Raw genomic sequence first — 22812 nt, forward strand, 5'->3', positions numbered from 1 at the left:
CATGACTTCGTTGCCTTTTAATAGTAAAATGTTTTCTTCAGGAAATCCTTCAATAGACAGTGATGGTAAAACGCTTTATTTTGCTTCAAACATGCCCGGCTCAATTGGAGGAACTGATATTTGGAAAGTGACTATAAATAATGATGGGACTTATGGGAATCCAGAAAATTTAGGAAATAAAATCAATACAGTTGAGAACGAGAATTTTCCATTTATAGCGGATAATAATGTTCTTTATTTTTCTTCAAATGGTTTAACGGGTTTTGGTGGATTTGATATTTTTTCTGTGGACTTAAATAAAAACGGAATGCCTAATAATCTTGGAAAACCTGTCAATACGGAGAAAAATGATTTTGCATTTTCATATAATAAAGAAACTAATATTGCTTTCCTTTCTAGTAACCGTTCTGGCAAGGATCATATTTATAGTGCGGTTCCAATATGTAAAATGGAAATTTTAACGGTTGTAAAAAATGCCAAAACCAAAACTACATTATCAGATGCTAGAGTTGTAATTCTAGACGCTATGGGTGCTACTTTAGATACACAGATGTCAAATGCCAAAGGAGAAGTCTCCTATTTGGTTGATTGTAATAAAGCATATTCTGTAAAATTTTTTAAAGATGGGTTTGTTTCTAAAACAATTCCTGTAGCTAAAACTAATGAAGCAAAGGTTACTATAGAGGCTTCAATAGAACCAATTGAAGTTGTAGTTACTGAAACAGAAATTATCTTGAAACCAATTTATTTTGAGTTTAATAAAAGTAATATAACAAGTCAAGGAGCTGCAGAGCTTGATAAATTAGTATATGTAATGTCTCAAAATGATAAGCTTATTATCTTTGCTAAATCACATACGGATTCAAGAGGAACTGATGAATATAATTTGAAATTATCAGAAAGAAGAGCTGAGGCTACTGTTCAATATATTGTTTCTAAAGGTATTTCTGCGGATAGAATATCAGGAAAAGGATTTGGAGAATCTGAACCTAAAGTAAATTGCACAGCGGATTGTACTTTTGCAGAGCATGCAATTAATAGAAGATCAGAGTTCTTGATTATTAAAAAATAATCGATTTAATATTTTAGCAAAAAAGGATAGTAAATACTATCCTTTTTTTGTTTTTGGTAACCTTATGTTTTATTTTTTTGAAAAGAAGTTTAACCGTGAACCGTTTCTTTTTTTCCATAATTTATGATGATGGAGGTTTCGAATTCAATCCATTCTTGCCAACGTTTATCAACATCAATATTATCAGCATATTTTCTGGCAAAACCAAGAAAGGTCGTATAATGTCCCGCTTCGCTAATCATTAAATCACGATAGAATTTAGCTAATTCTGGATCAGTAATGTTTTCAGATAGTACTTTAAAACGTTCGCAACTACGGGCTTCAATCATAGCTGAGAATAATAATCGGTCGCAAAGAGCATCTTTTCTACTCCCATCTTTTTTCATGAATTTAAAAAGTTCATTTACGTAATGGTCCTTTCGTTCGCGTCCTAAGGTGAGTCCTTTCTTTTTTATTAATTCATGAACGAGTTGTAAATGATCAAGTTCTTCTTTTGCAATAATTAGCATTTCAGTTACTAATTCTTCTAATTCAGAGTTGTAGGTAACCAAACTAATAGCATTTGATGCTGCTTTTTGTTCACACCAAGCATGGTCAGTCAAAATTTCCTCTATATTCGATTCGACTATGTTTACCCAGCGTGGGTCAGTAGCTAATTTTAATCCTAACATGATTTTGCAATTTATAGAATCACAAAATTAGTGTTTTCTAATCTATTTTTTGCTTCAATGGTACAATTGCCATTAAAATACCATTATTTTGCAATTGAAATTATAATTTTTATGAATCAAATTAGAAAACTTCTTGTTATTGGTTTTGTTTGGCCAGAGCCTAACTCCTCAGCAGCTGGAGGAAGAATGATGCAATTAATATCTTTTTTTAATAATCAAGGATACCAAATTACATTTTCGAGTCCTGCTTTGGATAGTGATTTTATGGTTGATTTAAAAGATTATAATGTTGATAAAAAATCAATTGCCTTGAATTGCGCTAGTTTTGATTTGTTTATAAAAGATTTAAATCCTGATGTTGTTTTGTTTGACCGATTTATGATTGAAGAACAATTTGGATGGCGAGTAGCTGAAAACTGCCCAAATGCTCTCCGAATTATTGATACAGAAGATTTACATTGTTTACGATTAGCGCGCCAAAAAGCATTCAAGGAACATCGAAATTTTATTCCTGCTGATTTGCTTTCCGAAGAGGTTGCCAAAAGAGAAATAGCAAGTATTTTGCGTTGTGATTTAGCGTTGATGATTTCTGAATATGAGATGGAATTGCTTGAATCTGTTTTTAAAATTGATTCTGCTTTGTTGTTTTACTTGCCTTTTTTATTAGAACCGATTTCAGAAAGTATTTTAGAAGATTTGCCTTCATTTGAAGAAAGAGAAGATTTTGTTTTCATTGGTAATTTTCTTCATGAGCCCAATTGGAATGCGGTTCAGTATTTAAAAGAAACGATATGGCCTTTGGTTAAGAAAAAATTACCAAAAGCTAACATGTCTATATACGGAGCATATCCGTCTCAAAAAGTGTTGCAATTGCATAATCCAAAAGAAGGTTTTTTCATAAATGGAAGAGCTTTAAGCGCTTCAGAAGTAGTTTCAAAAGCGAAAGTGGTTCTAGCTCCGTTGCGTTTTGGAGCGGGTTTAAAAGGGAAATTAGTTGAAGCAATGCAATGTGGAACTCCAAGTGTGACGACCTCAATTGGTGCAGAGGCAATGTCAGGTGATTTAGTTTGGAATGGCTTTGTAAATGATGATGCTTTTGATTTTGCTGAATCAGCAATACAATTGTATCAAAACAAAATAATTTGGCTAAAGGCCCAGCAAAACGGAATAGTGATAATTAATGAACGTTATTCTAAAAAAAATCACGAAGAAAATTTTGCTAAACAACTAGAATTTTTATTGTCTAATTTGAAAGAACATCGATTGGCTAATTTCATGGGTGAATTATTACAGCATCATACTCTGAAAAGCACAAAATATATGTCGAAATGGATAGAGGAAAAAAATAAGAAATAAAAAAAGTCCCGTTTAATTCAAAACGGGACTTTTTAGTATGTATAAAACTATTGATTAAGCCAGCATAGTAACTGGGTTTTCAATATATTGTTTTAATGTTTGTAAAAATTGTGCTCCAGTTGCACCATCAATAGTTCTGTGGTCACAAGCTAAAGATAACATCATCGTATTTCCTACAACGATTTGGCCATTTTTCACTACTGGTTTTTCAACAATAGCACCTACTGAAAGGATAGCAGAGTTAGGTTGGTTGATGATAGAGTTAAATTCAGTAATACCAAACATTCCAAGGTTAGAGATAGTAAAAGTACTTCCTTCCATTTCTGATGGTAATAATTTTTTGTTTTTAGCTCTTCCGGCAAGATCTCTAACGCTACCGCCTATTTGAGATAAGCTCATGCCATCTGTAAATGGTAATACAGGTACAACAAGTCCATCTTCAACAGCTACTGCCACACCAATATTTACATGGTGGTTGATGATGATAGCATCTTCTCTCCATTGAGAGTTTATCTTTGGGTGTTTTTTTAATGCAATTGCACAAGCTTTAATCACCATATCATTGAATGAAACTTTAGTATCAGGAACACTATTAATAATAGCTCTTGATTTCATTGCTTCGTCCATAGTTACTTCAATTACTAAGTTGTAATGAGGTGCTGTGAATAAAGATTCAGCCAAACGTTTCGCAATGATTTTACGCATTTGCGAATTTTTGATTTCTTCTGTGAAAACTTCGCCAGCAGGAACGTAAGGTTTTGGAGCGACTACAGTTTCAGTTTTTGCAGGTGCAGCAGCTACGTTTTGTGCAGTAGCTTGTGGTGTAAAGTTTTCAATATCACTTTTCACGATACGTCCGTTTTCACCAGAACCTTTCACTTGATTTAATTGAATTCCTTTGTCGCTAGCAATTTTCTTAGCTAATGGTGATGCCAAAATGCGTTGACCATCAGTTGATGCTTCTTGAACAATTGGAGCAGCGGTAGTAGCAGTTGCTGCTTTTGCTTCTTCAACAGGAGCTGCAGCTTGTGGAGTTCCACCTGCAGTATAATTTTCTGCAATACCACTAATGTCTGTTCCTGCAGGTCCAATTATAGCTAAAAGGCTGTCAACTGGTGCAGTACTTTCTTCTTGAATTCCAATATATAATAAAGTTCCTTCGTTGAAAGACTCAAATTCCATTGTTGCTTTATCTGTTTCGATTTCAGCAAGAATATCACCTTCGGCAACTGAATCACCTACTTTTTTCAGCCAAGTTGCTACCGTTCCTTCTGTCATAGTATCACTCAAACGAGGCATTGTTACTACAACAACTCCTTTTGGTAATGCTGCTATAGCAGTTGGAGCAGGTGCTTCTTCTTTTTTAGCTTCTGTTTTTGCCGGAGCTTCAGCAGTGGCAGGAGCAGAACCTCCAGCTATTAAAGCTGAGATGTCTTCGCCTTCTGTACCAATAATTGCTAATAATGAATCAACTGGTGCAGTTTCTCCTTCCGGTATGCCTATGTATAAAAGTGTTCCTTCGTTGAAGGACTCAAATTCCATTGTTGCTTTGTCTGTTTCAATCTCTGCAAGGATGTCACCTTCGCTGATTTTGTCCCCTACTTTTTTTAGCCAAGTCGCTACCGTTCCTTCAGTCATTGTATCGCTCAAACGAGGCATTGTTATTATTGTCGCCATAATTGATTATAGTTTATGAGGTAAAAATGGATAGTTTTCTTGTGCGTATACTACGTCGTATAATTGTTGTACGTCTGGGTAAGGAGATTCTTCAGCGAATTTTACACATTCTTCTACTAAATCTTTTACTCTTTGCTCTATAGCTTCAATTTCTTCTTCTGTAGCGTATTTTTGATCTTTAATCACATCTAAAACTTGTGTAATTGGATCTATTTTTTTGTATTCCTCAACCTCGTCTTTTGAACGGTATAATTGAGCGTCAGACATAGAGTGTCCTCTGTAACGATAGGTTTTCATTTCAAGAAATGTTGGTCCATCTCCACGGCGTGCTCTTTCAATAGCTTCGGTCATAGCTTCGGCAACTTTTACAGGATTCATTCCGTCAACTGGTCCGCAAGGCATTTCATATCCTAGACCTAGTTTCCAAATATCAGTATGGTTTGCAGTTCTTTCTACAGAAGTTCCCATTGCATACCCGTTGTTTTCAACTATAAAAACTACTGGAAGTTTCCATAACATAGCCATATTGAAAGCTTCGTGCAAAGAACCTTGACGTGCTGCTCCATCACCAAAATAAGTCATAGTAACACCACCAGTTTCAAAATACTTGTCTGCAAAAGCTAATCCAGCTCCTACAGGAATTTGTCCACCTACAATACCGTGCCCACCATAAAAACGGTGTTCTTTAGAAAAAATATGCATAGAACCACCCATTCCTTTTGATGTTCCTGTTGCTTTTCCTAAAAGTTCTGCCATAACACGTCTTGGATCAACTCCCATGCCAATAGGTTGAACGTGATTTCTATAAGCAGTAATCATTTTGTCTTTTGTCAAATCCATAGCATGCAATGCACCTGCTAATACGGCTTCTTGACCATTGTATAAGTGTAGAAATCCTCTAACTTTTTGTTGTATGTATAATGCTGCAAGTTTGTCTTCAAACTTTCTCCAAAGTAGCATATCTTCATACCACTTTAAATAAACCTCTTTTGTAACTTCTTTCATCTGAATAATTCTTTTGCTAAAGTGTTATTGTGTTATCAATTGGTACCTATAACGCAAAATAGTTTCCTCCCACAAATTTGCGAAATGCAAAAATAAGACATTCCAAGTAAGAACTAAAATTTATAAGCTAATTTTTAGAACTTTTACAAGAAGTTTTTGTCAAACATAAAGGGAAGTAGGTTTTTTAGGGATGCAGATTTGTAAATAGCGCCTATTTCTCCCATAAAATAGATTTCTATAGGGGTGTTTTGTTTAATTTCGTATTCAGCTATAGATTGCCTGCAAGAACCGCAAGGAGGAATTGGAGCGCTAGTTTTATTATTGTCAGAAGCTGCTGTAATTGCCATTTTTAAGATTTTGGCATTTGGATAGATGGCTCCGGCTTGAAATATTGCGACACGTTCTGCGCAAAGGCCAGAGGGGAATGCTGCGTTTTCCTGGTTTGATCCCAGTACAATTTGGCCGTTATCTAATAAAATGGCGGTTCCTACTTTGAATTTTGAATAGGGTGCATAGGCGTTTTTTCTAACTATAACGGCTTGTTCCATTAAATCTTGTATTTCTGACGGTAAGTCTGATAGTAAGTCGAATACAGAAAATCGGGTTGTTATTGATATTTCTTTCATGTTTTTTTATGGAAAAAAATCCAAATTTCAATCTCGAAGTTTCGGGATTGAAATTTGGATTTTTAATTTTTAAATTAGGTAATACTAATATTCATCGTATTTGTCGCCAAAATTAAAGGTAAGCGAAAATCGAAGTGTGTTTTCTAAAGGGTTTCTTACTTTGGATGCCGAAAATAAATAGGAAACATCTACTTTGATAGTAGTGTATTTAAATCCTGCTCCAAGAGAGAAAAATTGTCTTGCTCCTTTTTCTGGACTTTCATGAAAATAGCCCATACGCATTGCAAATGAATCCTGATATAAGTATTCTGCGCCAATGGCATAGGTTACTTCTTTTATTTCTTCGCTAAAACCATTTGGAGCGTCGCTAAAAGATTTGAAAATACCAGGTGCCCATCCTATATTATTGTAAGCTGCATTATTTTGTGAGATTCCATTCTCTAATGCATCACTAGTATCTCCGTCATTATTTAAATCTACGGGAACTGGAATTTGTGGTGTAGGAACTAATAATTTGTTGAATTCAACATTTACAGCAATTTTATTGTAATCGTCAAAAATAAAATCAAATCCAGATCCGATTTTTAAATTTGAAGGTAGAAAATTTGAGCCGTTGTTTGATTGTGTCAGATCGTAATTTATTTTTGGACCAAGATTTTGGAAATTAAATCCCCATCGCCATCTTCCATTAAAATCATTATAGGCTATTTCTTCGGATTGGTAAAAACCAGATAAATCAAAGGCGAATGATGATGCTGATGAATTGCTTTGTCCTTCAGTGGTTATGCTTAAATTAGAATTAATATATCTTCCACCTACAGACATTGAGAATAATGGGCTTAATTTTAAGGAGTAAGACATGTCTATAGCAAATTCTGAAGGTTTGACTATTCGCGCTGGGTCTAAAGCATTATCTCTAAGCTCAATTTGTCCTAAACTAAAATAACGTATACTTCCGGCAAAAGCACTTCTTTCATTTATTTTATTGTAATAAGTAAGCTGTCCTAATGAAATATCGTTAACCAAGTCTGTTAAGTAAGGTGTATAGCTAATGGATAATCCTTGCTTATCAGTTGTAAAGGCATATTTTGCTGGGTTCCATTGTTGTGAAAAAGCATCTGGGGAAGTTGCAACACCTATATCTGCCATACCTGCTGCCCTAGCATCTGCGGCAACTAATAAAAAAGGAACACCTGTAGTTATGGCTCTATCTTGCGCTTTTGTTGATGAGATAATGAAAAGGCACGCAATAAATAACAGTATTTTTTTCATTTTAAATAATTATATTTCGTTAACAAATATACTATATTATTAAAGGATTACAAGTTTTTCAAACTTTTCGCTTTTTGTATTCGTCAGGCTTGATGTAACAGTAAGTTTATAAATGTAAACTCCTTTTCCAATTTTATCACCAAAATCATCCTTGCCATCCCAAGTGATTTCTTTTGATAGAAAACCTTCCGTTGTAATTATTTGATTTTTTGTCCAAACGACCTTGCCTGTTATGGTCATGACCTGTACTTGAACTTCTAAAGGTTCAAAAGGTCTGTTGTGATTAAACCAAAACTCGGTATAATTGACAAATGGATTGGGGTAATTTAGAACATGTGTCAATGTTAATGTTTCATTTCCTACAACAACAAATTGTATTTCTACAGTTATGGGATTGTTGTAAACATCCCAAGCTTTGAATGATAATGTGTGTAAACCAGCAGCTAAATTTCGTAATGGAAACCGAAGTGTTCCGTTAGTATAATCATCTAGTTTAGTTTGATAATAATCATTTAATACATATGTGTTATTACTATCTCCGTCTAAAATCGCTATAATATCATGTCCAATGCCACTAGCGGTATTGATGCCACTTTCATCTTCAAGAATAGCCAATAAATAAGGAGATGCATTCGTTGTTCCTCCAGAAACAAAATTTTCACTATTCATATATAACTTAACTCTTGGACTTATATTGTCCACAGTAGCATTTTCGTTTATTCCACCTATTTTTATCGAGTTATTATAGCCTGTTTGATTTTCTAATTGTTGGTTGTTTTTAGCATAAAAGCTAATTCGTCCGTTTGCTAAAGGAATCTGGATATCTCTAGGTACTACAAAACTAAATTCAAATTGTCCATTTGTGACAGAAGCATTTCCTCTGAAAATAGTTTCTCCTAAAACCGTAAATGGGATTGCAGGGCTATGTCCGTCGTTATTTAAGGTTATTCTCGAAACCGTTTTATCAAAAACTGTTGTGGCTATTTCGCCCGTATAATTCGATAATAAATTGTTGTTTTCATCAGTTACTTCGCCTGATAATTTCATTTTTGAAAGTGATTTGAAATCATCTATGGGTTGCGAAATTGGGATGTCATTTACTTTTGTCAGTATTACTTTTGGTTTTGGTATAGCTAACATCAATGCGGGATCGCCAATGTAAAAAATTACATTAGTAGAACTGTTTGGATTACTGTTTTTAGAAATACGTAATGCTTCGGCAATCGATGTGTATTGATTTGTGCCGTAGGATAATAAATTTTTTGCAAGCAAATCATTGAAATTTTCAGCGCTAAGTTGATTAATGGAACGAATGGTTGTAATCATTGCAATAGCACCTCCTTTTGGATTCCAATACGTGTATTCACCCGCAGTTGGTCTGGATGGATTATCAAAACGAGAGAATTCACAGGTGATTGTTATAAATAAAGGATATTTGTATTGGTTGGTTAAGTTTTTTCCGTCAGATTTTTCCCAGATTCGTTCTGCAGATAATCCGTCTTCGCCACCGTGTCCCAAATAATTAAAAATTAAGGCTCCTTTTTCGAAAGCATTAAAAAAATCAGTTCTAGCTTTTGGATATCTAAATCCACCTGCCGAAGCTTCTTGAATATAAGAGTCTAGTATTATTTTGTTGGTGTTTAAAAAAGGTTTTTCAGCGGTAATAACATCAGCGAGATTATTTTGTCTGCTTTGCAAAGTGGCATCGGAGCTGATATCAGAATCATCGCTAATTAATGTAATGTTGTTTCTCCAACTTCCGTAAGATTTTGAATCATTATATTCAATTACTTTATTGACCATTTCATCAGCTTGAAGGTTGTTGTTCACAAGCATTCGCCCAACAGCAATGTCAATTCCTCCAAAAAACGAATTAATATTTCCTTCGTTGTCATCCATTAGTCCGAAAAAGTCATCTGAGGCAAAAGAAGCTTCGCCAGAGGTGTTGCTTATCAAAGAATGGTATATAGGAACGATGTTAGTGTTGTTAGGAATTCGGTTTTTGAAATCATAAGAACTGTCTCCAAAGAGATTGATATATTTAATTCTTTTTTCTTGCGAAGATGCATTGTCATAAATGTACTTGATGCAGTTTCGAATGGCGGAAATATCTTGTTTTCCAGAAGCAAATTCTTGATAAATAGATTCAAGACTAATGACTTTTACATTCAAATTAGAATGTGTTCGATGAAAATTCGCTAATTTCTCGGCTTGATTTGTAAGTATAGCTGGCGAAATAATAACATAATCAATATCTTGAAATTCTCCTTGTTCATTTTTGAAAAGTGTGCCTTTTAAATTTTGATTGCTGATTTTAGTTTTACTTTCTTTTAATGGTGTGTAATAATCTGATTTGTCAATGGCAATGTATTTTCGTACTTCGCCGAGATTTGCTTTGAAAGAAAATGAATTTTGATCTGCATTTTCAATTTTTGTGGCATTATAAATATCTGTCACATCCCATATTTCAGAAATTCCGGATGCGTTGGCTATTTTATAATCTACAATTCCTGAGCTTGAGCTAGATAAATCATATTGAAAATGAAATTGTTTGCCATAACCTTGAAGTTTGCTTTTTGCAAGGAGTTTGATATAGTCAAGATATCCTTTTGAGCCAGGAACTCCATTGTTGTCATAACTTAGTTTTATTTTAATGTTTTCGGTTCCTGTAAATGAAATGTTGTTTGGCAATGAGCCTAAAAAAAAGGCAACATCTGAATTTGGATTCATTGCTTGAAATGGAATTGTTCCTACTTGCTGTCCATTGGCACTTATTTTAAATGCGGTAGGCGTATATGCTGCGGATGCTGTTGTTAGGCTTAATCTAACAGGTGTTGTTGGGTCTAAATTTGGAAAATTAAACTCAAATTCTTGCTCTTGATTTATATCGAATGTTTCTCCAAACCATTGACGGCCTAAATGTGCTATGTTTTCAAGATCTAATTCATGATATTGAGAGGTGTCAAAAGAAGTTAAGCTTAAAGAAGCATTTCCTGAAGGTTGAGTAGCTTCGAGAATTCTTTTTCCATCTTCGCCTTGAATGGTTATATAATAATAGGATTTAGTGTCGTATAAGTTGTTGACGGTTTGGCTTTCGTCATTCCATGTGTCAACGCCTTCTCCGTAGAAAAGGATAAAGTCTTCGTTGTTGAATACGCCGTCACTTTCTCCAGCTATTTCGATAGCATTTTCTACTAAATCAGAAGGGTAGAAATTGCTGTTCGTTAGCGGTAACATTCGGCCACCGTTTCCGAAAATTTTTATTTTTCGAGGGTCAATGTTAGTTGGATTAATACCTAATTGTTGTAAAAAATCTCGCGATATTTTATAAACACCTGATTTTTCAATGTAAAAACGATACCATTCACCACTTGCTAAAACAGAATTTGATAAGCTGCTTTTGTTTCTGTTGGATTCAGAAGTCTTAGCAGTATTTTCTTTTATAGTATAAGAAAAGGATTTTATTCGTTGGTATCCAAAATCAGTTTTGATTATTGGAGAAACAGTTAGAAAGGATTGTTGAATATCCCTTGAGAGGATTGTTCGCAATAACGGATTTGGGGTTTTGGGAATATTTTGGATGTTTAAATCGCCTAGTTCGGATGCTTGAATTGGTTCATAAACTATGTTGCTAATTTGAATGTTATTCTCGTTAACTGATTTCGATCCTTTTATTTCAAGAGTGTAAAAAAGAGTTTTTTCGGCAGAGTCAAAGTGATAATTATTCCCTGAAAACTGAGGGATGTTTATGGAGTAATTGCCAAAAGAGATCTCTTTTTTTTCAAGCCATTCAATAGTGATGCTGCCATTAATTTGAGCAAAAGAAACAAAAGGGAATAAGATTAAATAAACCAGCAGTGTTTTTTTCATTGTTTTTTAAAACGCTATTGAAGTCAAATTAGTATGGATGGTAAAAATAAATTATTTAGTGTAATAGTAAATAATAAATATTATAAATTTGCGTTTGTGTTATATAATTATGGGTTAAACCAAGGAATGAAAATTTATTAAAAAAAATGTCGCTACGGTTAATTGTTAATTATTATATTGCGACACCAATTTCACCTACCAAAAAAGTATGAAAGTAAACAAGATTATGACCTTACGATTGATGTTATCAATGATGTTGATTGTAGGTTTAGCAAGTTGTAGCAAAAAATCCAGTTCGAAAAATGCCTCAAGAGCAACTGGATGGAATGTAGATAGCAAGAAAGCTGGAGCAAATAAAAAGCAAGAAGCTGGCCCAGGTTTAGTCTTTGTAGAGGGAGGGACTTTTACTATGGGTAAAGTTCAAGACGATGTTATGCATGATTGGAATAATACTCCAACTCAACAACACGTTCAGTCTTTTTATATGGATGAAACTGAAGTTACTAATTTTATGTATCTTGAATACTTAGATTGGTTGAAAAAAGTATATCCACCTACAGATGATAATTACAAGAAAATTTATGAAGGAGCTTCGCCAGATACTTTAGTTTGGAGAAACAGATTAGGATACAATGAAACTATGACAAATAATTACTTGAGACACCCGTCTTATGCTGATTATCCTGTTGTAGGTGTTAATTGGATTCAAGCAGTTGAATTTAGCAATTGGAGAACACAACGTGTTAATGAAGCGCTTTTAGAGAAAAACGGTTACCTTAAAAAGAATGCTAAAACACTAGATGTTACAGCAGAAAGTAACTTTGATACTGAGACCTATTTGAATTCACCAACATTAGCTTATGGTGGAAATGAAGAAATTGTTCTTAAAGGTAAAAAAGGAGGTAAAAAAGCGCCTAAAGCTGGTAAAGACGGAAAAGTGATTGAGCAAAAAAATATTTATGCACAACGTTCTTCTGGAATTATCTTACCTGAATATAGATTGCCTACTGAAGCAGAATGGGAATATGCAGCTGCAGCAGACGTTGGTCAAAGAGAATATAACATCTATAAAGGACAGAAAAAATATCCTTGGTCTGGTAGTTATACTCGTTCTGGTAAAAGACAAAACAGAGGAGATCAATTGGCTAATTTCAAACAAGGAAATGGTGATTATGGTGGAATAGCTGGATGGTCTGATGACGGTGCAGATATCACTAATGCTGTGAAAAAATATCCAGCAAATGATTTTGGATTATATGATATGGCTGGTAACGTAGCGGAATGGGTTGCGGATGTTTACAGACCTATCATCGATAATGAAGCTAATGATTTCAATTATTTCAGAGGAAATTTATACACTAAAAATAAAATTGGCGAGGATGGTAAAATCGAAATTGTTACTAAAGACAACATGAAATATGATACCCTAAGTAATGGTAAAATTGTTGCTAGAAACTTTCCAGGTCAAATTGCTAAAGTTCCTGTTGATGAACAAGAAACTTATTTAAGACAAAATTTCGATAAGAGTAATAACATCAATTACAGAGATGGTGATAAACAATCTACAAGATATTTTGATTTTGGATCTTCTGAATCTGAAACAGAGAAGCAAAAACAAGAAAAAATCATGTATAACTCTCCTAAACATAACGTAACAACTGATAGTTTAGGAAGAATGGTTAGAAAATACGATAAGTCAAACAAAAGAACTACTTTGATTAATGACGAAGTAAGAGTTTACAAAGGTGGATCTTGGAGAGATAGAGCGTATTGGTTGGATCCAGCGCAAAGAAGATACTTCCCGCAAGATATGGCTACTGATTATATTGGATTTAGATGTGCAATGTCTAGATTAGGAGCTAAATCTGATAAAAGAAAATCAGCAAGAAATTAAATTTTTTATATAACTTATATAGAAGCCCTTTCATTAGTTAGGGCTTTTATTTTTTTAAACCGTTTCTTATGGATATTTCACACATTCATAGTTTATTTTTAAAATGTAAATCAATTTCTATTGATACTCGGAAAATAGAATCAGAATCATTATTTGTTGCCATAAAAGGGGAAAATTTTGATGCGAATACTTTTGCTAATGAAGCACTGCAAAAAGGCGCTTCCTATGTTATAATTGACAATGATGAGTATTATATTGATCAAAGAACTATACTTGTTGAGAATAGTTTAATTGCTTTGCAGGAGTTGGCTAAATTCCATAGAGCGTATTTAAAAATACCGATAATTGCGTTAACGGGTAGTAATGGTAAAACAACAACTAAAGAGTTGATTCATGTTGTACTCTCCAAAAAATATAAAACAAAAGCAACGAAAGGGAATCTGAACAACCATATTGGAGTTCCATTGACCTTACTTTCGTTTGGTTCAGATACCGAAATCGGGATTGTAGAAATGGGTGCCAATCATAAAAAAGAAATCGAATTTCTATGTGGATTAGCTACACCTGATTTTGGATACATAACTAATTTTGGTAAAGCTCATTTAGAAGGTTTTGGTGGTGTTGAAGGAGTTATTGAAGGGAAAAGTGAAATGTATAATTACCTTTCGGAAAAGGACAACTTAGCTTTTATAAATTTAGAAGATCCAATACAAGTTGAAAAATCCAAGAAGTTAAAATCGTTTACATTTGGCGTAAATAAAGCCGATGCAAACGTAAATATTACTGCAGTGAAAGCAAATCCTTTTGTGAGTATCGAATATAATAATCTAAATATTTCAACCCATTTAATTGGCTTATATAACTCAAATAATATAAACGCAGCACTTACAATTGGTAAATATTTTAATGTAGCCGATTTAGATATTAAAGATGCTTTAGAGAGCTATATACCTGAAAATAATAGATCCCAGCTTTTGACAAGAGGAACAAACGAAATTATTTTAGATGCTTATAATGCAAACCCAAGTAGTATGGCGGTGGCAATAGCGAACTTTATTCAACTTGAAAACCCGAATAAAGTCATGATTTTAGGCGATATGTTTGAGTTAGGTGAAGAAAGTGATTTTGAGCATAAAGCATTAATCTCCTCTCTCCTAAAAGAAGAAACAATTTGTTACTTTATTGGGGCTGCTTTTTTTGCAAATAAAATGGACAAAAATAACTTCTTTTTTTATAAAACCTTTGACGATTTTTCTAATTATCTCAAAGAAAATAAAATGGATAATAGTATTATTTTGATAAAAGGCTCAAGGGGAATGGCATTAGAAAGAACCTTAGAGTTTCTTTAAAAACACTAAATTGTTATTATAAAAAAGGCATGAATTTATTCATGCCTTTTTTGTTTTTTATATACTCATCAAAAAGCCAATTAGATTTTCTTTCTTATTAAGGCCTAATTTTTTTCGAAGTCGGTAGCGCGCTAACTCAACTCCACCGCCAGATATATTCATAATTTCTGCGATTTCTTTTGTAGACATATTCATTAATAAGTAAGTCGATAAATCTAATTCGCGGGGAGAAATTGTAGGATGTTTTTCTTTCAATCGCTTTAAAAATTCAAAGTGAACATTCTTAATGTGTTTCTCTAAATCTTTCCAACTTTTGTCTGTATTAACCTCTTTTACAATGCTTTTGTTTAATTTGTTAAATTGAAATTTTGTTGATTCGTCTAATGAATCTACATTAATATCTTTTAGTTTATGGATAATTCCATTTAAGATTTTATTTTTCTTAACTACTTGTAAAGTATTGTTAACTAGCTCTTTGTCTTTTGATAAAATTTTTATTTGAAGCTTGTCATTTTTTAATCGTTCGATTTCTTTTTCTAAATCATATTGCTCTTGTCTGATTTTTGATTCTTTTTCAAGATAAAGCCTTCTTTGTTCTATGGTTTCGTAATACTTATTTTTTCTTATTTTGGTTTTTATTCTATTTCTAATAAAATGAGTTGTGGCAATAATTAATATGATATAGAAAAAATAAGCAATAAAATGTCTGTACCAAGGAGGCGAAATTGTAAATGGGACTTGCGTGATTTCAGATTGAATTCCGTAGCTGTTTCTTACTTTTAAATTCATTTTGTAATCACCTTCACGTAAGTTAGTATATTCTTTAATTGAGATTGGAGACCAGTTACTCCACTTGTCATCAAATCCTTCTAATTGATATGAAAATTCAATATTGTCTAAGTTTTCATAACTTGGAGAAGAAAAAGTGAACTTTACTCGGTTTGATTTGTATGGGATTTTTGGTATTTCAAGTGTATTTTTGCTATTACCAAACATCAATGTTTCTCCTGGATATGAAAAACTTCGGATAAATGCAACGGGCTTTGTAGCAGAATTATTCGAAAGCTGAGAATCATAATGGGCTAATCCATCGGTTAATCCAATAAAAATGTTCTTTGGACCGATAGTATTAACAGACATGTAATTATTGACTAAATTGCCAGTTAAGCTTGAAAAAGGAGCAATGCTATTTGTATATTTTCCATTGCTAGTTTTTAATAAGACTCCTAGTGATTCCTTGAAGATATACCATATGTTGCCTGTAGAATCTTGTGATAAAGCAAATACTTTCGGGATATTTTTAAATAATTCAGTCATTTTTTTGTCTTCAAAAAACAAATCCTGTTCTTGAGAGTATCTATAGAAATGGTTTTGCGATTGAAAATAAACAACATTGTTTAAAGTTTGAATGCTACCAATACCTTTGATTGAATTGGATAGATTTGGGTATGTTTTGATTATTTGGAATTTTTTTAAATCATCTGAAATAGTCATTTGGTAAATCAAATCATCTTTTTTTAACCATAAATAGGATTTGTCAATCTCAAAAGAGCTCGACGGTTTGTCAAAACCACTTATTTGATTTAGAAATTTTAAACCATTTGCTGATTTTTCAAAAATGGCAAAACCATTATAATTAGAACCAATGATGTGATTGGGGTGGTTTGGTATTTTTTTGAATCCAAAGTAGCCTCTCGTGTCTAGCGTTTTAACGGAACGATTGCCTTCAATTATTAAAGCTCCGTTATTATTTCCGCAAATCAATTGTCCGTCAATTACCTGTATGTTCCATGCTTGCCCTGTTGTTCCTTCGACTAAAGAAAAATTATCTTCTCTAAAAGGAGTCTTCCATGTGTGATAAAAAACGCCTTGATTAGTGGCTACATATAAATTGCCATTATGTATAACTGATGCGTAAACAGTGCTTAAATCATAACTAAAACCAAAGTAAGTAAAAGGCGAATTTTCATTTATAAAAGCAATCCCGTTATCAAGACCTAACCAGAGATTGTTTTTGTTGTCCAAGAAAGAGGTAAGAACAGTATTGTTCTGAAGGCCTTTTTTATGATTGATATGTTGGATTATTTTTCCATTGTTGTCACAAATAATGATTCCATTCAGTACAGAGTTTAATACGATGAATTTGTTTTTGATTGTTACACCTCCTAATGAACTGTTCTTTTTGATAAAAGTATTTGCCTCAGTATCCCAAGGGATTGCCTTTTCAGTAGTGTAAACAAAAAGCCCTTTGTTTAATGTAGCTATAAGTAGCTTGTTTTCAGGTAAAGGAAACATTCCCCAAATTTCAGTATTGTTAAATATTTCGGTGCCTTTTAATGGATATAGTTTACCATTTTTATATTCTACAATTCCAGCAGAAATATCCTGAAGATAGAGACGGTTTTTTACCTGAAAAGAAAATTGGAATCGATTAGGAGCCTCAACTATCTTTAGTTTGTTGTTTTTGTATATGTAAATTCTAGCAAATGATTGAAAAATAACTTCGTTTTTAAAAAGGTGTATTTTCCATATAAAATCAATTATTTTTTTCTTGTTTACCAGTTTTGATAACGAAACATATTCTAGTTTGCCTTTTGAATTTGTTTTATAGTATCCAAATTCGCTATATCCACCAATAAAAATTTTCCCTGAGGGGTCAATTTTTAAACATCGCGTATCAGGGGAGTTTGGTAAAGGAAATTTCCGCCATGTTGCTCCATCAAATTGGAATAAGCCATTGTTGTTGGCAAAATATAAATTCCCATTTTTATCTTGGTCAATATTCCAGTTTTGAGTGCCTCCTTTATAATCAGTTCTTTTGAAATTTCTGATTTCAGGAAGTCCAATGTTTTTGACTTGACCCAAAAGGGATGTTACAAATAATAGAAATAAGAGAGTGTTTAATTTTATTTGACTCATAATTTAATTCAAAGTAGAATAGTCTGATTTATAAGTGAAAAACAGCTTCTTTTCAAATGAAAGTTGGCTAATTTCTTACTTTTTTTGATTGAAAATTTATTTCAAAAGCTAAATTAATTGTTTTTTAGAAATGTAGTGTTTCTTTTTTTATAAAACGTTTTCGTTTATAACATAATTTAATTTTTAAAATATTGTAAATCAATATTATAAAAATTATTTGATAAGTTTTTGTTGTGCTTTAAAATAAAGTTTGATGTGTTTTTGTAGTGAGTTTTTAATCACAAAAATCAAAATATAATTATATTATTGCGTCAAATTACTAAATAGTTAACCAAAATTTTAGAAAAATGAAATTATCAAAATTACTTATTTTTTGTTTTTTATCTGTTCTATTCTCCGTTTATGGGCAAGCACAAGATGTTTCCATAAAAGGAAAAGTAATAGACGAGAGCGGATTACCCATTCCTGGTGTAACCATTTCAATTAGAGGGACTACCAAAGCAACGTCTTCGGATAGCGATGGAAATTATGTGATAAAGGCTGCTTCAAGCGGTACTTTAGTATTTAGTTATGTGGGATATACTTCGATTCAGGAGTCTATTAATGGAAGAACTGATATTAATGTTAGACTTCATACCGAAACGCAATCCTTGCAAGAGGTTGTGGTCAATGTAGGGTATGGAACTCAGAAGAGGAAAAATTTAACAAATGCAGTTTCTACCGTTAAGTCGGATGTGTTTGAAAATCGCCCAATTTCATCCGTTGCTCAAGCTATACAAGGTAATGCTACAGGTGTAAATGTTGTTCAAACTTCAGGGAAACCAGGAGCAAGTTTTGATGTAAGGATTAGAGGACTTAGTTCCATAAATTCTGAAAACTCACCTTTATATGTTGTTGATGGAATTCAGACCAAAGACATTTCTGGTTTAAATACAGAAGATATTGTGGATTTATCAATTCTAAAAGATGCCACTGCCACTGCTATTTATGGTGTTAATGGTTCAACAGGTGTTGTAATCATTACTACTAAAAAAGGGAAATCATATAAAAATGATTTTCAATTTAGTTCTTATTTAGGTTTATCAAAAGCAGTTAGCAATGTAGATGTTTTAAATCTAACAGATTATAAAACTTTGATAAACGAAATTAATCCAAGTTACTTAACAACTGCAAATGATCCTAAATATGCAGGAATAAATACGAATTGGCAAGATAAAATTTTGAGAACTGGTATTGATCAAAATTATAATTTTTCATATGCAGGAGGTACAGATAAAATAAAATTTTATGGAGCATTAGGATACCAAGTAACCGAGGGTATAATAAATCCATCAAAATATAATAGATTTTCTGGAAAAATAAATATGAATGCCAATCTTTATTCTTGGTTGAAAGCTGATGTAAGTTTGAATGTTATTCAATCGGATGGTTCTTATATTAGTGATAATAATAGTGTAGGACAAGGTGGTGCAGTAATGAGTGCATTAGTAACGCCTTCATTTTTGCCTATTTGGGGTTCTCAATTAAATGTTAGAGAAACAAATACGGATGGGTCTTATAAAGATGGATATAAAGATGGTCAATATGCTGAAAATCCATATCAATCAGGCTGGGAAAATCCAGTTTCATTATTATCAAGAAAAAACACAACGGAGGTAAATAGATATTTGAGTAGTATTAGTTTTGATGTCAATATTTTGAAAAATTTGGTTTGGAAGCCAATGGCATCTTTTGATTTGACACGATCAGATAACGTTCAGTTTGTTGACCCATTTAGTAATGTTTGGGGACGAAATGGTGATAACAATCCTGATTCTGACAAAGGGAGAGGAAGTAATACTGTAGTGAACAATAACAATTGGAATTTTGAAAACACTTTAAACTATTCATTGAAATTTGATGATTCAGAATTAAGCGTATTAGGCGGTGTGTCAATGCAGAAAAATAAATATACAAGAGATTCAAATTCTGGAAATGGGTTTTCTGTTGACCAAACCAATTATGATTTTGATGCTGCCAAAAATCAATCTTTCGAAAATAGAGAAAACGAGGTAAGAAGTTTATCTTATTTTGGAAGAGCAACTTATACTCTTAAAAATAAATACATTTTGAATGGTGTATTTAGAGAAAGCGGTGCCTCTCAATTAGCTGCGAATCATAAATGGGGATTTTTTCCAGCAGTTTCTGCAGCTTGGATTATTTCTAATGAAAATTTCTTGAAAGATTCAAGTACGATTAGTGAATTAAAACTTAGAGGTGGTTGGGGTAAAACAGGTAATTTATCAGGATTGCCAGCATATTCAAGTTTTGATTTGAATTATACTAATCCTTTGACAAATGCTACAACCTTAGATCAAATTGGGAATCCTGATTTGAAATGGGAAACAACGACTGATATTAACTTAGGGTTAGATTTTGGAATTTTTGATAATAGAATAAAATTTGTAGCGGACGTTTATAAAAAAAACACAAAGGACTTGCTTCAGATAGTTAATTTCCCAGGTTTCACAGTGCCATATTATTATAATGCTGGAGAAATTGAAAACAAAGGATTGGAATTAGGTTTGAATACAAGAAATTTAACAGGTGACTTTAAATGGAATTCTAGTTTTAATATTTCCTTTAATGAGAACAAAGTAGTTAAACTAGGTTTACTTAAAAAATTACCATTTCAAAATTTAACTTCTGTTGGAGAAAGTGTAATTCTATTAACTGAGGGAAGTTCTTTAGGAACATTTTACGGTTATAAAGTGGACAAAGTAGATCCTACCACAGGTACATTATTATATAAAGATATTAATGGAGATGGAAAAGTTACTACTGATGATAGAACGAACATAGGAAATCCTAATCCAAAATACACATTTGGTTTCAGCAATGATTTTAGCTACAAAGGATTTAGTTTAGATGCTTTAATTACGGGTTCACAAGGAGGAGATATTTTCAATGCTTCAAGAATGGATTTAACGTTGATGAATAATTATAACAATCAATCTACAGAAGTTTTAAACAGATGGACTACTTCAGGTCAAATTACAGATGTTCCAAAAGCTAATGACTCAAATGCTTTACATGTTTCTGACCGTTTTGTAGAAGATGGTTCATACATACGATTGAAAGCTGTTACACTAGGATATCAATTTAAATTGGAAAAATTGAAATTAAACACAATAAAAGTATATGTAACTGGGCAAAACCTATACACTATAACTAATTATAAAGGTTTTGATCCAGAAGTTGGAGCTTTTAATAATGCTACAGGAATTGGTCAAGGAATTGATTTAGGAACATATCCTCAAGTTAAAACATTTATTTTTGGAGTAAAAGCCAATTTTTAATACTAAAATATAAATACGATATAATTATGAAATTAGTTAAAAATTATTTAAAAATATTCACGGCATTGATGATGTTATTTTTAACATCCTGTTCGGATTATTTAGATACAGAACCTATAACGGAAGAAGCTACTTCCCTAAATAGTGATATTGTAATAAAAGATGCCGCTGCTGCTGAATCTAGAATGAATGCAGTGTATGGAACTTTTGGTTCTGGTTATTGGCAATTGGATTTCTTCTTGGTTGGTGACGGTCAATCTGATAACGCATATATGGGTGCAGATAATCCTGCTATTTTTCAATATGAAACCTATGAAATGTTGTCTACTAATTCGCAAATGAAAGGCGATTGGAATGATATTTACAACAACATAAACACTTGTAATATTGTGATTAATTATGTTGATCAAGCTACAGATTTAAGTGCAACTCGTAAAAACGAAATGATTGGTGAGGCTTCATTAATTAGAGCTCTGAATCATTTTCAAGCAGTTCAATTATGGGGTGATTGCCCAATTGCAAAAGAAGCAATCTTTTCAATTTCGAGCGCCAATTTTGACGCAGCATTCGATGCATTATTCCCAGCAAGAAAACCAGTCGCTGAAGTTTATGCGCAAATTATTGCTGATTGTTTAGTTGCAATCGACAAAGCGCCAGATGCTTCTAATAAATTTAAAGCAAATAAAATGGCGGCCAATGCACTTCTTGCAAAAGTATATGCTACGATGCCAAATCCTGATTGGGCAAAAGTAAATCAATACTGCGATGTGGTTATAGGCGGTGGTTATACACTTTTGCCAACTTTTGATCATCTTTTTGATAGTGCTCATGAAGGAAATGCGGAATCAATTTGGGAAGTAAATGGTGACGGATGGGGTAGCCCAATTGGAGCTTGGGATACTTTTATGTTTTTAGGAACAGATTGGAAAAAATTCAATGCTCCTTCTCATACTTTAATTCAAGCTTTTGCGAACAATGGCGATACACAACGATTAGCATCTACTGTAACAAGAGAAAATGTGGGTTGGGCTGACGCTTATTGGTCTTCAACAGGCTATCCATTTGCTTATAAAATGAGAGATACTAATGGTAACCAAAACTACTATATTGCTCGTTTAGCAGATATTTTATTATTGAAAGCAGAAGCTTTGGCAAGTACTGGTGACGTTTCTGGAGCCATGTCTTTAGTAAATCAAGTTAGAACTAGAGCAGGAATTGCTACAATTAGTGCTTCAAGTCAATCTGATGCAATAGATAAAGTTCTTGAAGAAAGATTAATGGAATTAGCTTTCGAAGGGGATCGTTGGTTTGATTTAAAAAGAATGGGAAAAGCTATTCAATTATTATCTCAACAAAAAGATGGTAATGGAAACGTTCTACCTTTTGCATCCAATATTAATCAAAATAGACTTTTGTGGCCTATTCCTCAAGATAAATTAGATGCGAATACGCTATTAACTCAAAATCCTGGATATTAATTTTAAAGCAAGCATTTTAATTTAAGATGTTAAAATAAGCTCGGGACTATCCAAAAGTCCTGAGCTTAATTTTATAATTACAACTTTTATAAACTCTTAACAAAGAAATTAAAAAGATAAAATGAAAATGTTACTTATACATATACAGCATCAGTTAGAATAACTTATGTTATATATGTATTTGCATATAATTCAGACCAGATTATCTCTTCAATATTTTAAATGGATAGATTTTAAATTAGTTAGTAGTGCGTTTGTTTAGTTAGTTCTTCATTAGGAGCTTCT

Annotated in this window: 13 protein-coding genes; 6 read left to right on the forward strand and 7 right to left on the reverse strand. The window is 32.8% G+C overall.

Annotated elements, in window-relative coordinates:
• The first annotated feature begins 1 nt into the window (after position 1).
• Positions 2 to 1072: an OmpA family protein gene (locus C8C88_RS12980; RefSeq protein ID WP_233549321.1), complete on the forward strand. Its 1071-nt coding sequence runs from the start codon at positions 2 to 4 to the stop codon at positions 1070 to 1072.
• Between the two features lie 89 nt (positions 1073 to 1161).
• Here the strand turns inward: C8C88_RS12980 and C8C88_RS08130 are convergent, their stop codons facing one another.
• Positions 1162 to 1743, reverse strand: coding sequence for a tRNA-(ms[2]io[6]A)-hydroxylase (locus tag C8C88_RS08130; RefSeq protein WP_121337621.1), 582 nt, complete (start codon positions 1741 to 1743; stop codon positions 1162 to 1164).
• Between the two features lie 111 nt (positions 1744 to 1854).
• Here C8C88_RS08130 and C8C88_RS08135 point away from each other — a divergent pair, with 111 nt between their 5' ends.
• Positions 1855 to 3099 (forward strand): glycosyltransferase, encoded by a 1245-nt coding sequence (locus C8C88_RS08135; RefSeq protein ID WP_121338616.1) that lies wholly within the window; start codon positions 1855 to 1857, stop codon positions 3097 to 3099.
• Positions 3100 to 3153: 54 nt separating this feature from the next.
• On the opposite strand, the gene C8C88_RS08140 is transcribed toward C8C88_RS08135, so the two are convergent.
• The 5 genes from C8C88_RS08140 to porU form a co-directional block, all read right to left on the reverse strand.
• The gene (locus C8C88_RS08140) at positions 3154 to 4776 is read right to left on the reverse strand and encodes a pyruvate dehydrogenase complex dihydrolipoamide acetyltransferase (protein ID WP_121337622.1); all 1623 of its coding nucleotides are present in this window, start codon (positions 4774 to 4776) and stop codon (positions 3154 to 3156) included.
• 6 nt (positions 4777 to 4782) lie between these two features.
• Entirely contained in the window at positions 4783 to 5781 is a 999-nt protein-coding gene (pdhA, locus tag C8C88_RS08145; RefSeq protein WP_121337623.1) for a pyruvate dehydrogenase (acetyl-transferring) E1 component subunit alpha, read from the reverse strand.
• Between the two features lie 143 nt (positions 5782 to 5924).
• Positions 5925 to 6407 (reverse strand): cytidine deaminase, encoded by a 483-nt coding sequence (gene cdd, locus C8C88_RS08150; RefSeq protein WP_121337624.1) that lies wholly within the window; start codon positions 6405 to 6407, stop codon positions 5925 to 5927.
• Between the two features lie 84 nt (positions 6408 to 6491).
• The gene (porV, locus tag C8C88_RS08155; RefSeq protein ID WP_121337625.1) at positions 6492 to 7679 is read right to left on the reverse strand and encodes a type IX secretion system outer membrane channel protein PorV; all 1188 of its coding nucleotides are present in this window, start codon (positions 7677 to 7679) and stop codon (positions 6492 to 6494) included.
• A 39-nt stretch (positions 7680 to 7718) separates the two neighbouring features.
• Positions 7719 to 11549 (reverse strand): type IX secretion system sortase PorU, encoded by a 3831-nt coding sequence (porU, locus tag C8C88_RS08160; protein ID WP_121337626.1) that lies wholly within the window; start codon positions 11547 to 11549, stop codon positions 7719 to 7721.
• Between the two features lie 208 nt (positions 11550 to 11757).
• Between porU and gldJ the strand changes: the two genes are divergently transcribed.
• Both gldJ and murF read left to right on the forward strand, forming a co-directional pair.
• Positions 11758 to 13443, forward strand: a complete 1686-nt coding sequence (gene gldJ / locus C8C88_RS08165; protein ID WP_121337627.1) for a gliding motility lipoprotein GldJ — start codon at positions 11758 to 11760, stop codon at positions 13441 to 13443.
• A gap of 68 nt (positions 13444 to 13511) precedes the next feature.
• The gene (gene murF, locus C8C88_RS08170) at positions 13512 to 14792 is read left to right on the forward strand and encodes a UDP-N-acetylmuramoyl-tripeptide--D-alanyl-D-alanine ligase (protein ID WP_121337628.1); all 1281 of its coding nucleotides are present in this window, start codon (positions 13512 to 13514) and stop codon (positions 14790 to 14792) included.
• Positions 14793 to 14849: 57 nt separating this feature from the next.
• Here murF and C8C88_RS08175 read toward each other — a convergent pair whose 3' ends face one another.
• Complete coding sequence (locus C8C88_RS08175; protein WP_121337629.1) at positions 14850 to 17711, reverse strand: triple tyrosine motif-containing protein; 2862 nt, start codon at positions 17709 to 17711, stop codon at positions 14850 to 14852.
• 347 nt (positions 17712 to 18058) lie between these two features.
• Here C8C88_RS08175 and C8C88_RS08180 point away from each other — a divergent pair, with 347 nt between their 5' ends.
• Together C8C88_RS08180 and C8C88_RS08185 are read left to right on the forward strand one after the other, a co-directional pair.
• A complete protein-coding gene (locus C8C88_RS08180; RefSeq protein ID WP_121337630.1) occupies positions 18059 to 21049 on the forward strand; it encodes a TonB-dependent receptor in 2991 nt (996 codons plus the stop codon).
• A 26-nt stretch (positions 21050 to 21075) separates the two neighbouring features.
• Positions 21076 to 22527, forward strand: coding sequence for a RagB/SusD family nutrient uptake outer membrane protein (locus tag C8C88_RS08185; protein ID WP_233549322.1), 1452 nt, complete (start codon positions 21076 to 21078; stop codon positions 22525 to 22527).
• The last annotated feature ends 285 nt before the right edge of the window (positions 22528 to 22812 follow it).

This window comes from Flavobacterium sp. 123, from assembly GCF_003634825.1.
Taxonomy (GTDB): domain Bacteria; phylum Bacteroidota; class Bacteroidia; order Flavobacteriales; family Flavobacteriaceae; genus Flavobacterium.